The organism is Silvania confinis, from assembly GCF_025564085.1.
GTDB classification, from domain to species: Bacteria; Pseudomonadota; Gammaproteobacteria; order Enterobacterales; family Enterobacteriaceae; genus Enterobacter; species Enterobacter confinis.
Genome location: NZ_JAMGZJ010000061.1, coordinates 50,382 through 64,281 on the forward strand (window position 1 = coordinate 50,382; position 13,900 = coordinate 64,281).

12 protein-coding genes are annotated in these 13,900 nt (G+C 55.8%); 7 read left to right on the plus strand and 5 right to left on the minus strand.

Annotated features, from left to right (window positions below; genetic code table 11):
- Window positions 1-16 precede the first annotated feature (16 nt).
- On the plus strand, window positions 17-1,369 hold the full coding sequence (gene gorA, locus M8013_RS01225; RefSeq protein WP_271266018.1) for a glutathione-disulfide reductase: 1,353 nt from the start codon (window positions 17-19) through the stop codon (window positions 1,367-1,369).
- A 19-nt stretch (window positions 1,370-1,388) separates the two neighbouring features.
- Here the strand turns inward: gorA and M8013_RS01230 are convergent, their stop codons facing one another.
- Window positions 1,389-1,793, minus strand: a complete 405-nt coding sequence (locus M8013_RS01230; RefSeq protein ID WP_271266019.1) for a hypothetical protein — start codon at window positions 1,791-1,793, stop codon at window positions 1,389-1,391.
- A 192-nt stretch (window positions 1,794-1,985) separates the two neighbouring features.
- Between M8013_RS01230 and M8013_RS01235 the strand changes: the two genes are divergently transcribed.
- Window positions 1,986-2,708, plus strand: a complete 723-nt coding sequence (locus M8013_RS01235) for a hypothetical protein (protein WP_271266020.1) — start codon at window positions 1,986-1,988, stop codon at window positions 2,706-2,708.
- A 236-nt stretch (window positions 2,709-2,944) separates the two neighbouring features.
- On the plus strand, window positions 2,945-4,594 hold the full coding sequence (locus tag M8013_RS01240; protein ID WP_271266021.1) for an alpha,alpha-trehalase: 1,650 nt from the start codon (window positions 2,945-2,947) through the stop codon (window positions 4,592-4,594).
- An 84-nt stretch (window positions 4,595-4,678) separates the two neighbouring features.
- On the opposite strand, the gene M8013_RS01245 is transcribed toward M8013_RS01240, so the two are convergent.
- Both M8013_RS01245 and M8013_RS01250 read right to left on the minus strand, forming a co-directional pair.
- Window positions 4,679-5,989 carry an MFS transporter gene (locus M8013_RS01245; RefSeq protein ID WP_271266022.1) on the minus strand — a complete coding sequence of 437 codons (1,311 nt, stop codon included), beginning with the start codon at window positions 5,987-5,989 and terminating at the stop codon, window positions 4,679-4,681.
- 71 nt (window positions 5,990-6,060) lie between these two features.
- Complete coding sequence (locus M8013_RS01250) at window positions 6,061-7,257, minus strand: L-talarate/galactarate dehydratase (RefSeq protein WP_271266023.1); 1,197 nt, start codon at window positions 7,255-7,257, stop codon at window positions 6,061-6,063.
- A gap of 267 nt (window positions 7,258-7,524) precedes the next feature.
- On the opposite strand from M8013_RS01250, the gene M8013_RS01255 reads away from it, so the two are divergent.
- The gene (locus tag M8013_RS01255) at window positions 7,525-8,580 is read left to right on the plus strand and encodes a LacI family DNA-binding transcriptional regulator (protein WP_418939516.1); all 1,056 of its coding nucleotides are present in this window, start codon (window positions 7,525-7,527) and stop codon (window positions 8,578-8,580) included.
- A 1-nt stretch (window position 8,581) separates the two neighbouring features.
- Here the strand turns inward: M8013_RS01255 and M8013_RS01260 are convergent, their stop codons facing one another.
- Window positions 8,582-10,177 (minus strand): STY4199 family HEPN domain-containing protein, encoded by a 1,596-nt coding sequence (locus M8013_RS01260; protein WP_271266040.1) that lies wholly within the window; start codon window positions 10,175-10,177, stop codon window positions 8,582-8,584.
- Between the two features lie 148 nt (window positions 10,178-10,325).
- Between M8013_RS01260 and M8013_RS01265 the strand changes: the two genes are divergently transcribed.
- Complete coding sequence (locus tag M8013_RS01265; protein WP_271266025.1) at window positions 10,326-10,862, plus strand: GNAT family N-acetyltransferase; 537 nt, start codon at window positions 10,326-10,328, stop codon at window positions 10,860-10,862.
- A 30-nt stretch (window positions 10,863-10,892) separates the two neighbouring features.
- On the opposite strand, the gene M8013_RS01270 is transcribed toward M8013_RS01265, so the two are convergent.
- Window positions 10,893-11,651, minus strand: coding sequence for an SDR family NAD(P)-dependent oxidoreductase (locus M8013_RS01270; RefSeq protein ID WP_271266026.1), 759 nt, complete (start codon window positions 11,649-11,651; stop codon window positions 10,893-10,895).
- A 119-nt stretch (window positions 11,652-11,770) separates the two neighbouring features.
- On the opposite strand from M8013_RS01270, the gene M8013_RS01275 reads away from it, so the two are divergent.
- Together M8013_RS01275 and yhjD are read left to right on the plus strand one after the other, a co-directional pair.
- Window positions 11,771-12,670, plus strand: coding sequence for a LysR family transcriptional regulator (locus M8013_RS01275; RefSeq protein WP_271266027.1), 900 nt, complete (start codon window positions 11,771-11,773; stop codon window positions 12,668-12,670).
- 44 nt (window positions 12,671-12,714) lie between these two features.
- Window positions 12,715-13,770 carry an inner membrane protein YhjD gene (yhjD, locus tag M8013_RS01280; RefSeq protein WP_271266028.1) on the plus strand — a complete coding sequence of 352 codons (1,056 nt, stop codon included), beginning with the start codon at window positions 12,715-12,717 and terminating at the stop codon, window positions 13,768-13,770.
- Window positions 13,771-13,900 lie beyond the last annotated feature (130 nt).

Sequence of the window (13,900 nt, forward strand, 5' to 3'; positions counted from 1 at the left end):
GATTAAGGACAAAACCATGACTAAGCATTATGACTACATCGCTATCGGCGGCGGCAGCGGCGGTATCGCCTCGATTAACCGTGCAGCCATGTATGGCCAGAAGTGCGCGCTGATTGAAGCCAAAGCGCTGGGCGGTACCTGCGTGAACGTCGGTTGTGTACCGAAAAAGGTGATGTGGCATGCGGCGCAGATCCGCGAGGCTATCCATATGTATGGCCCGGATTACGGCTTTGACACCACCATCAATCACTTTGACTGGGATAAGTTAATCGCCAGCCGTACCGCGTACATTGACCGTATCCATACCTCGTACGACAACGTGCTGGGTAAGAACAACGTTGATGTGATCCGTGGTTTTGCCCGTTTCGTGGATGCGAAGACCATCGAAGTGAACGGCGAGACGATCACCGCCGATCATATTCTGATCGCCACCGGCGGCCGCCCAAGCCACCCGGATATCCCGGGCGTGGAATACGGTATCGACTCTGACGGTTTCTTCGAATTGCCTGCCCTGCCAAAACGTGTAGCGGTTGTTGGCGCGGGCTATATCGCCGTTGAGCTGGCGGGCGTGATTAACGGTCTCGGTGCCGAAGCGCATCTGTTTGTGCGTAAACATGCTCCGCTGCGCAGCTTCGATCCGCTGATCGTCGAAACGCTGGTAGAAGTAATGAACGCCGAAGGCCCGCAGCTGCACACTCAGGCCGTACCAAAAGCGGTGATTAAGAATGCCGACGGCAGCCTGACCCTCGAGCTGGAAGATGGCCGCAGCCAGACCGTCGATTGCCTGATCTGGGCCATTGGCCGCGAACCGGCTAACGACAATTTCAACCTGGCCGCGACCGGCGTTGAGACCAACGACAAAGGTTATATCGCAGTCGATAAATTCCAGAACACCAGCGTGCCGGGCATTTATGCCGTCGGCGATAACACCGGTGCCGTCGAGCTGACCCCGGTGGCCGTTGCCGCTGGCCGTCGTCTTTCTGAGCGTCTGTTTAACAACAAGCCGGATGAGCATCTGGATTACAATCTGATCCCGACCGTGGTCTTCAGCCACCCGCCAATCGGCACCGTCGGCTTAACCGAGCCGCAGGCGCGCGAGCAGTATGGCGACGACCAGGTGAAAGTGTACAAATCCTCCTTCACCGCCATGTATACCGCCGTGACCTCTCACCGCCAGCCGTGCCGCATGAAGTTAGTGTGCGTTGGCGCGGACGAGAAGATTGTCGGCATTCACGGTATTGGCTTTGGTATGGATGAGATCCTGCAGGGCTTTGCGGTGGCGCTGAAAATGGGTGCAACCAAGAAAGACTTTGATAATACCGTGGCGATCCACCCGACTGCGGCAGAAGAGTTTGTGACCATGCGTTAATAACGCATTGCTACCGGCGTCAGCCCGTTAATATCTGTTCGACGCCGGTACATTCCTCAAAAATAAACATCTCTAGCGACATATTTAACAGACGCATGCCTGCCACCCGGCATTCGCGTAATCGGATAGGTTTCGTAAAAACGCAATGCGAAAAAAAGACATTCGCCATATCGCAATTTTCAAAACAAACCTCATCAATATAGCAACGATTAAATAATAAACTTTTAAACTGCACATCCTTAAACAAACATTGTTTCAGGTTCGAACGATAAACAATCGCCGTATTACCACCTTCACAAATATGCAACCGCGCGAAATGGCGGCTTTCCAGCAACCCCTTCAGTTCTGTTATAGTGGATTTCTGCTCGCAACTCTGTTGAATAGATAAAGGCATAGCACCCTGACGCTTCGCGTTGAGGTTCATAAGGATTCCTGTTTTTTTAGGTGTCATCTGAAACGATGACCATGTGTGGGAATTCTTAATTACGGTTTTCAGCGTGGCGAAACAAGGGTGATTTTGGACACTTATTTGCGGAGTTGGCCGATAAAATAAAAGTGCATATTTATAGCAATAGTAATCCAGCCAAAAATATAATTTACCTTAAGGGAATATTTCATGCCAATAAGCCAAAGTAAGAACGCTATTCTGGTATTAGAATCACCGTGGAAACTTGATGATTACGATGCCAACCGCTCATCCGTGCTGCCGTTTGTGCAAGGAATTGCGAAGATGCATGGCAATACCGAGGTCTACTCGCTGAACTTCTACAATAAAGCCAGTTTCGATTTAGCACTGGAATGCCTGTGTCGACAGAAGTTTGACAACACCATCGTCTATGTTGCAGCACATGGCAGTAAAACCCATATCGGTGATGTTTCGCTTAAGCACATTCTTTTGGAGATTAATGAGAAATCCCGCAAATTCAATATCAAAGGGCTGATGCTCGGTTCCTGTTTTGCCGGTAGCAAAACCTGGCTACTGGAGGGAATCACCGAAAACAGCAAGTTGACCTGGTGTGCGGCATATTCTTCATCATGCTACTGGCTGCAAGGGACCATGATCGACTGTGCCATCATTCACCGTGCACTCAGTATTGAAGATGAGCAGTATAAAACGCGTGAAGAGATGGAAGAGGCATTTGCCGCAGCCATCACGCCTTTCGCAGCGAATGCAATCATAGGCGAAAACAGTAAAGGAGAAGTCGTACCGCTGTCCGACTCCCTGCAGTTCGTTATCCAGCCAGAAGGCAGGGGTTTTCGCGCTCAGCTTTCCTCCGAGAAGATTTTCGAACAGGCACATGCCATGCGGATAAACGAAGAAGAGGACGAAGTCGCCTGATTCACACTCTGTTGCAAAGCGAATGATCCGAATTTCACCAGCTCCCGTTACTGCTGGTTTTCACGTTTATCGTCGTAAAAACATCAACATGTGGCCAGCAGACCCGCTTTCACCCATTGCATAAAATGTGATCAACAGCACACTTTCCTTTTCAGATACCGAAGCGAATGACTAAGCTTAGTAAGCAACCGGAAAAACCAGAACGAAGACAACGCTAACCGGAGGTCCTGAAAATCATGTTCAACCAGAAAATACGCACTGTAGAGACCGTAGAGTTCGACATAGAACAAGAACTTCTCTACGAAATCGATCCCTGCGAGTTAAAACTGGATGAGATGCTCGAGGCGGAGCCAGAACCTGAAATGATTGAAGGGCTGCCCGCTTCCGATGCGTTGACGCCTGCCGATCGCTACCTTGAGCTTTTTGAGCATGTTCAGTCGACGCGTCTGTTTGCCGACAGCAAAACATTCCCTGACTGCTCGCCGAAGATGGATCCGCTGGATATTCTCATCCGCTACCGCAAAGTGAGACGCCATCGGGACTTTGACCTGCGCCAGTTTGTCGAAAAACACTTCTGGCTGCCGGACGTTCTGTCGAGCGAGTATGTGTCCGACCCCTCTTTCTCGCTCAAAGAACATATCGACACCCTGTGGCCGGTGCTGACGCGCGAGCCGCAGGATCATATTCCGTGGTCGTCGCTGCTGGCGCTGCCGCAGGCCTACATTGTGCCCGGCGGCCGATTCAGCGAGACCTACTACTGGGATTCCTATTTCACCATGCTGGGGCTGGCCGAGAGCGGTCGACACGACATGCTGAAATGCATGGCCGATAACTTTGCGTGGATGATCGAGCGCTACGGGCATATCCCCAACGGTAACCGTACCTACTATCTGAGCCGCTCCCAGCCGCCGGTGTTTGCCCTGATGGTTGAGCTGTTCGAAGAGGACGGCGTGCGCGGCGCACGCCGTTATCTGGACCATCTGAAGATGGAATATGCTTTCTGGATGGACGGGGCAGATTCGCTGGTGCTGAACCAGGCCTATCGCCACGTGGTGCGGATGCCGAACGGCGCGCACCTCAACCGCTACTGGGATGACCGCGATACCCCGCGGGATGAATCCTGGATCGAGGATGTTGAAACGGCTCGCCACTCCGGTCGCCCACCGAACGAGGTCTATCGCGATCTGCGCGCCGGGGCCGCCTCTGGCTGGGACTACTCCTCCCGCTGGCTGCGCGATACCGGGCGTCTGGCCAGCATTCGCACCACCCAGTTTATCCCCATTGATTTGAACGCGTTTCTGTTCAAACTGGAAAATACCATTGCCAATATTTCCGGGCGCAATGGCGATAAAGAAACCGAAGCGTTGTTCCAGCAGAAAGCCAGCGACCGTCGCGCGGCGGTGAACCATTATCTGTGGGATGACGAGATGGGCTGCTACCGGGATTACGACTGGCGACGCGAGGAGCTGGGCCTGTTTTCGGCGGCCAGTATCGTGCCGCTGTATGTTGGTATGTCGACCCACGAACAGGCCGAGCGGTTATCCGATGCGGTGAAAGCGCGTCTGCTGACCCCGGGCGGCATTCTGGCCACCGAGCATGAAACGGGCGAACAGTGGGATAAACCCAACGGCTGGGCGCCGTTGCAGTGGATGGCAATCCAGGGATTCAAGATGTACGGCAACGACTCGCTGGGGGATGAAATTGCCCACAGCTGGCTGCAAACGGTCAACCATTTCTACAAGACCCACCACAAACTGATTGAGAAGTACCACATCGCCAGCAGTACATCCCGCGAAGGGGGCGGGGGTGAGTATCCCCTGCAGGATGGCTTTGGCTGGACCAACGGCGTGGTGCGTCGCTTGATTGGCCTGTACGGGGAGCCGTAGCTCCCCCTTTACTGGATAAAAAAACGCTGCTCGTGGGAGTGCAAGTCCGGAACAGCGCAGGCGAAAGACTCGCCACAGAGGTTATCAGGCTATCGACGGGGTCAGCGTAATGCGATCCAATGGCCCGACGATAAACAGGTAGGAGAACAAGCCAATCAGCCCCATCGAGCCGACGTACAAAATGGCATAATCGAATGATTGCGTGTTGGCGAGGATCACCCCGATCACCAGCGGCGTGACGATACTCGCCATGTTTCCGCACATGTTAAACACCCCGCCAGCCATCCCTAACACCTCTTTCGGTGAGGTATCGCTCAGAATGCACCAGCCCAGGTTGCCAAACCCTTTGGCGAAGAACGCCACGCTCATCGCCGCAACCACCACGAACTCGGACGAGGTGTAGTTGGCGAGCACAATCACGCAGGAGAGCATCATGCCGCAGATCACCGGCAGCTTACGCGCCGTGGTCAGGCTATAGCCGCGCTTTAACAGCCAGTCAGAGAACACGCCCCCGGCCAGGCCGCCAATAAAGCCGGCAATGGCCGGGATGCTGGCGATCAATCCGACCTTCAGAATTGACATCCCTTTGGCCTGGTACAGATAGGTCGGGAACCAGGTCAGGAAGAACCACGTGATCGACGTGACGCAGAACTGGCCGATATAGACGCCAATCATCATCCGGTTCAGGCACACGCTTTTCATCTGCGCCAGGGTCAGCTTCTGTGCGGCTTTGGCACTGCCCAGCGTCGGTTCGCCGCCCCCCTCGCGAATATAGTCAATTTCCTGCTGATTCACTTTCGGATGGTGCAGCGGATCTTTAACTTTAATCAGCCAGGTAATACCGAGGAACACCCCGATCGCACCAATATAATAGAAGACATAATGCCAGCTTAAATTATGCAGAATAAGGGTCATCAGCGGCGTAACAATCCCCAGCGAGATATATTGCGCGGCCTGATATACCGAGGTGACAAATCCCCGTTCATTATTGGGGAACCACTGCACGCTTAAGCGACTGTTCGCCGGGAAGGCGGGTGCTTCGATGGCTCCCATCAGCAGACGTAAAATAATCAGTACCATCAGCGGGCTGGCATACAGATAAATCGTGCCCTGGAACATCGTCACCAGCGACCAGCCAATCAATGCACAGCCGTAGACCAGCCGCGAGCCGTAGCGATCGAGCAGCCACCCGCCGGGCAGTTGCATAATGACATAGGCGATACCAAAGGAGGAAAATGCCAGCCCCATCGCTTCGGGATCAAAACCTAACTCTTTACTCATAAAGGGCGCAACAACCGATAATGTCGCGCGGTCGGCATAATTAAAAACTGTGGCCAGAAATAAGAAAATTAATATGCTATAGCGTACTTTGGTCCGTTTTATTATTGTGTTCATCACCCACTCCAGTATTTAGGGTTGAGAGAATAATCAGGGAATAAAGGCGGGAGATTATCCCGCCAGGCGGATTACGGGCGTTTACCGAACTCGCAGCTTAATTGTGTCCAGCGACGCGCCTGCTCACTGAGGGTAAAGCCCAGCCCGTGACGGTCGGAAATCCACATCCGCCCATCGCGCAGCTCCAGTTGCTCGTTGAAGAGCGGATTCAGCCATTCGAAATGCTCCAGCCACGGCTCCAGCGGATAAGCGGCAGATAAATGCAGATGCACTTCCATCGCGAAGTGCGGGGCCAGCTTGCGTCCGTGTTTGGCGGCCAGATCCATAATTTTCAGGAACGGAGAGATGCCGCCCACGCGCGGGGCATCCGGCTGCACGTAGTCGCTGGCGTTACCCAGGATCAGTTGCTCATGTTCGCGGAAGCTGGTCAGCATTTCGCCGGTGGCAATCGGGGTATCCAGCGCGGCGGCCAGCTGCGCGTGGCCCTCCACGTCGTAGGCATCCAGCGGCTCTTCAATCCACACCAGATTGAATTGTTCCATCTTGCGGCCCATGCGGATGGCGGTCTCGCGATCCCACTGCTGGTTGGCATCCACCATCAGCGGGAAGTCATCCCCCAGCGCTTCGCGCACGGCGGTTAAGCGGCGAATATCTTCCGCACAGTTTGGCTGGCCCACTTTCAGCTTGATGCCGCCAATCCCGTTCTCGCGGGAGATCACCACGTTTTTCAGCACCTGATCGAGTGGGGTATGCAGGAAGCCGCCGGAGGTGTTGTAGCACTGCACCGAGTCGCGGTGCGCGCCGAGCAGTTTTGCCAGCGGCAGACCCGCGCGTTTGGCTTTCATGTCCCACAGCGCGATATCGATCGGCGAAATGGCCTGCACCGCCATCCCGCTGCGCCCAACAGAGGCACCCGCCCACAGCAGCTTGGTGTAAATCTTATCGATATCGTTCGGATCTTCGCCCAGCAGATTGTCGGCAATCTCTTTGGCATGGGCGTAGATCCCCTGCCCACCGGCGCGTTTTGAGTAGCTAAACCCCACCCCTTCAAAACCGTCGCGGCTGCGGATTTCAGCGACGATGATCGCCACTTCGGTTAACGGCTTCTGGCGGCCCGTCAGCACCTTGGCATCGCTAACCGGCACCGCCAGCGGGAGAAAGGCTAACGACAGCTTGACCCATTCGATACGGTCGCCGGTTTCGGCTGCCGTTTTTGCCTCGCCTGCTTTGGCGTAGGACACGGTTTCGGAATTTGCACTTAAAGACATCACGCTCTCCTGATCATCAAAAAATGTTTGCGCTAACATTTTTAACCCTGATGTCTTTTAAGCGCCAGCGAGCGGGTGTTAATTTGAACAACCGATCACAACACCGGCAATAAAGCGCTGGATTTTTGCAAGCTGCGTCGCAATCCAACAGAATATGGCAATATGCACAACTCATTATGATTGCGCTAACATTTTTAGGCGGGCCGTTTCGATAAGCTGCTGATTTTGCGCTGTTAACGCGCGCGCCTGCTGGCAATGACTCGGAGCATCATGAATAATGCGTTAACGCATCCCGCTATCACCACCAGGCTAACCACTTTGAAGAGTCCGAAACCGTCAAACGCCCCTACGCTGGAAGATGTTGCCCGCCACGCCGGACTGTCGCCGATGACGGTCAGCCGGGCGCTGAATAACCCGCAGGTGGTGCGCCCGAAAACGGTGGAGAAGGTGATGCAGGCCGTGCGCGCAACCGGGTATATCCCCAATGCGCTGGCCGGTGGGCTGGCGTCCCGGCGCAGCAAGCTGATTGCTGTGGTGGTGCCGCAAATCAATAACAACATGTTTGTCGATACCATCCAGGCGCTGAGCGATGAGCTGGCGCTGCGCGGTTATCATATTTTGCTGAGCGTCACCGGCTACAGCGAACAGACCGAAGCCGATCTGGTGGCGACGCTGCTGTCGCGCCGCCCGGATGGCGTGGTGCTCACCGGTATTCATCACTCCGCAGAGATGAAAAAAGTCATTTTCAACGCCGCCATTCCGGTGGTCGAAATCTGGGATCTGACCCCAACGCCGCTCGACATGCTGGTGGGCTTCTCGCATGAAAAAGTCGGCCAGGCCACGGCAGAGTATTTATTGCAGGCGGGATATCGTCGCCCAGGATTGCTGTGGACCCCGGATCGGCGCGCCGACCAGCGCAAGCATGGGCTGAGCGAGACGTTTAAACGCCAGGGCATTACTGCGTTACCGCAAATTGATGTGCCGCTGCCCGCGTCGCTGGCACTGGGCCGCGAAGGACTGACCCGTTTGTTCGCCGACGGCGAGTTTGATGTGATTGTCTGCAGCTCCGATACGCTGGCGCAGGGGGCGATCATGGAAGCGGAAAGTCGTGGATTAACCGTTCCGCAGGATATCGCGGTAATCGGCTTTGGCGATCTGGATTTTGCCGCCAGCAATCGCCCGGCGATCACCACCGTCAGCGTTGACCGGCGGGCAATCGGTCAACACGCCGCGACGCTGCTGGCCGACCGCATCGAACATATTCCGCGTGAGGAAGCCATCATTGATATCGGCTTCCATCTGGTGAAACGGCAATCTGCCTGACTCAGCGGATCACCTCATAAATCGCGGTCTGGATGGTCTGCCATTTTTTAGCACTGCCATCCGGCTGCGCCTGCGCCCGCCGCGTCGCCTGATCCATATCGCGACGTTGACGTTCCACCACCGCCGGTACGGTACAGAATGCGTGTAAATACTCCTCGCGCAGAGGGGTCAACGCTTCACCTGCGGCCATGGCATGGCTCAGGGTGGTTATAAACTGGCGGCAGGGCTTCTCTTCGGTCATTTGCAGGCGATAGCGCATCAGCACATCCAGCACCTCGGCATTGCCGACGGCGAGCGAGCGCTCAGTCCAGGAGAGCTTCCAGTCCATCCCCGCTTTGAGAAACAGCAGCGTCACCCGGGTGTCGTTGCGGTCGATCGCCGAGCGGAAGTTATTCTCATCCCAGGTGATGCCCATCTGGTCCAGCGTCCCCCGGGATGTCGGGGCATCACGTATCTCTTCCACTACCGTCGACACCGGCGTCGAGGTTGTTGCTGCCTGGGCGGGCTCATTGCCGTCGCTGATGAGCCACACTCCCCCGATCAGCATGGCAATAACCATCACTCCGACGGCACCCCAGAGCCCGACGGAAATCAGGTAATCGCGTTGCTCGGGCGTACGTTCTGGCCGACGTCTCGGTTTATCGATGGTGTCGCGGACTTCAAAAATATCGTCCCCGCTGGCTTTGCGCTTTTTCCGCGCCGTCTCCCAAAAAGCGTGTACCTCACTGGCCCCTTCGGCCAACAGTCCTGCCGGATTGACCCGCGTGCGGCCCTCCTCGAATGCGCGCTGAACGGGGCCCGCAATCTGCCGATAGTAATTATCCAGCAGCAGGGTTTGCGCAGTACTCAGGGGCTGCTGGGCGATAATCTTATTGCGGATCACCCGCAGGTCATCAAGGAAGGTTTGCAGCGTTTTGCGCGGCTCCACCAGCAGGGTCAGCGTGGACGGGTCGTTAAACAGCGGCGCATACGAGCGGGAGAACTCTTTTTTATCCACCAGCATCAGGGCCAGCTCGCTGAACAACATGCCACTGAGCACGTCGTTGCGTTCGCCCTGCCGCAACCAGCGGCGCACCTTATCGGCGCTGAACAGCGTTTTCAGGTGGTTATTCAGCCGCACAGGATCGGGCCATGCCTGAATAATAAGCCCCTTGATCATCATTTCCAGCGCCCGCACCTGCTTTTGCGCCTGCTGCTGCTGATCCGGGTCGCTGTCGCCGAGTTCCGTGCTGTAGGTCAGCAGCGGTTGCTGCAGGCGCAGATGCTCAAGCGAAGTGACGAAGCGCGTTGCGGCGATCAGCTGATTATCACTGACCTCCTGCCCGCTTTCGTACTGCGGCACCCGCTGCTGCAACAGCCGCAGCTGCAGGGTGAACTGGGATAATTCTGCGTCATTCAGGTTGAGTCGCTTTGCGACCGCCGCCCATCCCCCCAGGCCCAGTCGAGCCGTATCGAGCTGTTCCAGGAACCAGCGCGGATCTTTGCCTTCGGTGACGTGCACCTTTAACAGGAGCAATATCTCTACCGAGGCCTGACGAATAATGCCCAGACAGCGTTCAAACTGTTCGCGGATCGGGTGCGATTGACCGAGGATCATCATTTTCCTTTAACTGCTGCGCCAACGTATTAAGGGTCGGTCTGAAAACCGCTTTTTCTTTTAGTTATATCGGGTTAAACATACCCGAGAAAAAGTACAATTACAGTGACACTGTTAAAATCATTTACAAAAGCTATGGGAGGATGACATGCCTGTTCTGCACACCCCACGCTTAACCTGCTCCCCGCTGCAGGCAGCCGATTGGCCCTTTTTCCTTGCACTCCAGCAGCACCCGGACGTCATGCGCTATGTGGCAGAAGCCCGCCCGGAGGCCGCCATTCGCGAAGCCTTTACGCCCCGACTGGCAGAGTGGACGCCAGGCAGCGCCCACTGGCTGTGCCTGCTGGTGCGTGATAACGCCCATAACATGCCGCTGGGGGTCACGGGATATATTCATCGGGAGGATGATTGCGCCGAAGTGGGATTTTTATTCGCCCCGCAGGCGCAGGGAAAAGGCTACGGTCTGGAGTCCCTCAGGGCGGTGTGTGATTACGCCTTTACCCATGGCGGGATCCGCCGCTTAACCGCCACGGTAACGGTAGGCAATCTGGCCTCGCGCCGAGTGCTGGAAAAAGCGGGATTTGTGCTGGAAGGCGAACTGCGCGAAAGCTACTGGCTGGCAGGCCAATGGCATAACGACTGGCTGTTTGGCCTGCTGAAAAAAGAGTACGCCCCGGCGAAATAGCGTGCTGCGGGGATCCCTCCCCGGCATGCTTTACAGGAACATTCCCCCGGATACTTCGATCCGCTGCGCATTCATCCAGCCCAGCTCGTCGCTCAACAGCGCCGCGATCGCATCGCCAATATCGTCCGGCAGCCCGACGCGCCCCAGCGCCGTCTGCCCGGCAATGTGTTGGTTAATCTCCGCATTATCGCGCACCCGTCCGCCACCAAAATCGGTCTCAATGGCCCCAGGCGCGATAATATTGGCGGTGATCCCCCGTGCGCCCAGCTCTTTTGCCTGGTAACGCGTGAGCACTTCCATCGCCCCTTTCATCGCCGCATAGGTACTGGAACCCGGCTGGGCAAAGCGCGCCAGCCCGGAGGAGACATTCAGGATCCGCCCACCGTTGTTGATAAGCGGGAGCAGGCGCTGGGTCAGGAAGAACGGGCCTTTAAAGTGGATGTTCAGCATCTCATCGAACTGCGCTTCGGTGGTTTCGGCAAAGGGGGTGTATAAACCGGTGCCAGCATTGTTCAATAGATAATCGAAGGTGTCGCGTTGCCACAGGGTGCGCAGTTTTTCGCCAACCTGATCGGCAAACGCATCAAAGCCCGCCACATCGCCGACGTTCAGCTGGATTGCTACTGCCTTTACCCCTTTCTGCTCAATTTCATGCACCACATCCAGCGCTTCCTGCTGGCTGCGATTCCAGGTCAGGATAATTCCGACGCCCTTCGCGGCAAGCTTCAGCGCCGCGTTTTTACCGAGCCCGCGGCTGCCGCCCGTCACTAATGCAATACGTTCAGTCATAAGAAACCTCATTTCTGCTGTTGTGTTGATTGAGAAAGAGCTTATTAGGTGATAGAAAATCAATAAATATGGCAAATCGCACTTCACTGTTTCATCACCAACAACAATGAGCGCAACCTATGGATAAAATTCACGCAATGCAGCTGTTTATTCGCGTCGCGGAACTGGAGAGTTTTTCCCGCGCGGCAGACTCAATGGGCCTTCCTAAAGGTAGCGTATCGCGCCAGATCCAGGCCCTGGAGAACGGGCTCGGCGCCCAGTTGCTGCACCGGACAACCCGCCGCGTCAGCCTGACGCAGGACGGAATGGTCTACTACGAGCGGGCCAAAGATCTGCTCGCTAATCTGGATGAACTGGATGGTCTTTTTTTGCACGACCCTGCAAGCGTCAGCGGACGACTGCGGGTGGATATGCCAGCGGGCGTTGCGCGAAATTTAGTCATCCCGCGACTGCCGCTCTTTTTACAGCAATACCCCGGCATCGAGCTGGAGCTGAGCAGCAGCGATCGGCTGGTCGATGTTGTCCGCGAAGGGTTTGACTGCGTGGTGCGCGTCGGCACGCTGAAAGATTCCGGGTTGATTGCCCGCCCGCTCGGCAAGCTGTCGGTGATTAACTGCGCCAGCCCTGATTATCTGACGCGTTTTGGCTATCCCGACGGACTGGATGATTTGGCCTCCCACGCGGTGGTGCATTACTCCACCCACCTTGGCACCCGTCCGCAGGGCTTTGAGTATTACGACGGTGAGACCAGTCACTGGGTTAAAACGGGCGGCATCCTGACGGTAAACAGTACCGAGACTTACCACGCCTCGGCGCTGGCCGGGCTGGGGATTATTCAGGTCCCACGCGTTGGCGTACGTGATTCGCTGCGCGCCAAAAAGCTGCAGGAAATCCTGCCGCAATACCGCGCCAGGCCGATGCCGGTCTCACTGATTTATCCCCATCGTCGCAACCTCTCTCGCCGGGTGCATCTGTTTATGGCGTGGCTTACGGAGATCATGAAAACCTACGTGGACTGAAGGCAGGCTATAATTCTACAGACCTGCCGCTAAAAAATAAGGAAATGCCCGTAATGCCGGAAGACAACCAGCAACGTCCGACTCAGGAACTGGACTACGAGCCCATTAAGAAACTGGACACCCGCCCGCCTCAGGCGCAGACCGATACTGAGGCCAAAATTACTGCCGTGCGTAAAACAGGCAGTCTGCTGGACAAAGCGAAGGACCTCGTCCAGCTGATTCAGCAGCGGCCGATGATTGCCCACCTGCTGCGCGCCGCCGAGCGTTTTAACGATCGGCTGGGCAATCAGTTTGGTGCCGCCATCACTTACTTCTCCTTTTTATCGATGATCCCGATCCTGATGCTCTCCTTTGCCGCAGCAGGTTTTATTCTGGTCTCGCACCCGACGCTGCTGCAGGACATTTTCGATAAAATTCTGCAAAACGTCAGCGACCCGACGCTGGCCACCACCCTGAAAAGCACCATCAGCACCGCTGTCCAGCAGCGCACCACGGTGGGGATTGTCGGGCTGCTGGTGGCGCTCTACTCCGGCATTAACTGGATGGGCAACCTGCGCGAGGCGATCCGCGCCCAGTCGCGCGATGTCTGGGAGCGCACGGCGCAGGATCAGGAGAAAATCTGGACCAAATATCTGCGCGATTTCATCTCGCTAATTGGCCTGCTGGTGGCGCTGATCATCACCCTCTCTATTACCTCTGCGGCGGGGTCGGCACAGCAGATGATCATCTCGGCGCTGTACCTCGACACCATCGAGTGGCTGAAACCGGTCTGGTCTCTGGTGGGGCTGAGTATCTCGATTCTGGCCAACTACCTGCTGTTTTTCTGGATTTTCTGGCGTCTGCCGCGTCATCGCCCACGCCGTAAGGCGTTAATCCGGGGCACATTCATCGCCGCCATTGGTTTTGAGATTATCAAAATCGTGATGACCTATACGCTGCCTTCGCTAGTCACCTCCCCGTCCGGCGCGGCGTTCGGCTCCGTGTTGGGGCTGCTGGCCTTCTTCTACTTCTTCGCCCGCCTGACGCTGTTCTGCGCGGCGTGGATCGCCACCGCCCAGTACCCGGATGACCGTCGGATGCCGGGAAAATCCCACCGCTAAACTTGCTCTTCGGGCTGAACTGAAATGCAAAATTTCAGCCCGAATCATCATTTCAGCATATAAATCCAGCCCTTAACTTTTATTTAACCGAAAACCAGTTTTATCCTCTAAGTTTTAATTTCTGTGAAGC

Coding starts and splice junctions, on each gene's coding strand:
- M8013_RS01230 (WP_271266019.1), bottom strand. CDS start 1,793: ATGAACCTCAACGCGAAGCGTCAGGGTGCTATGCCTTTATCTATTCAA.
- M8013_RS01250 (WP_271266023.1), bottom strand. CDS start 7,257: ATGTCTTTAAGTGCAAATTCCGAAACCGTGTCCTACGCCAAAGCAGGC.
- M8013_RS01275 (WP_271266027.1), top strand. CDS start 11,771: ATGGATAAAATTCACGCAATGCAGCTGTTTATTCGCGTCGCGGAACTG.
- M8013_RS01245 (WP_271266022.1), bottom strand. CDS start 5,989: ATGAACACAATAATAAAACGGACCAAAGTACGCTATAGCATATTAATT.
- gorA (WP_271266018.1), top strand. CDS start 17: ATGACTAAGCATTATGACTACATCGCTATCGGCGGCGGCAGCGGCGGT.
- M8013_RS01260 (WP_271266040.1), bottom strand. CDS start 10,177: ATGATCCTCGGTCAATCGCACCCGATCCGCGAACAGTTTGAACGCTGT.
- yhjD (WP_271266028.1), top strand. CDS start 12,715: ATGCCCGTAATGCCGGAAGACAACCAGCAACGTCCGACTCAGGAACTG.
- M8013_RS01240 (WP_271266021.1), top strand. CDS start 2,945: ATGTTCAACCAGAAAATACGCACTGTAGAGACCGTAGAGTTCGACATA.
- M8013_RS01265 (WP_271266025.1), top strand. CDS start 10,326: ATGCCTGTTCTGCACACCCCACGCTTAACCTGCTCCCCGCTGCAGGCA.
- M8013_RS01270 (WP_271266026.1), bottom strand. CDS start 11,651: ATGACTGAACGTATTGCATTAGTGACGGGCGGCAGCCGCGGGCTCGGT.
- M8013_RS01235 (WP_271266020.1), top strand. CDS start 1,986: ATGCCAATAAGCCAAAGTAAGAACGCTATTCTGGTATTAGAATCACCG.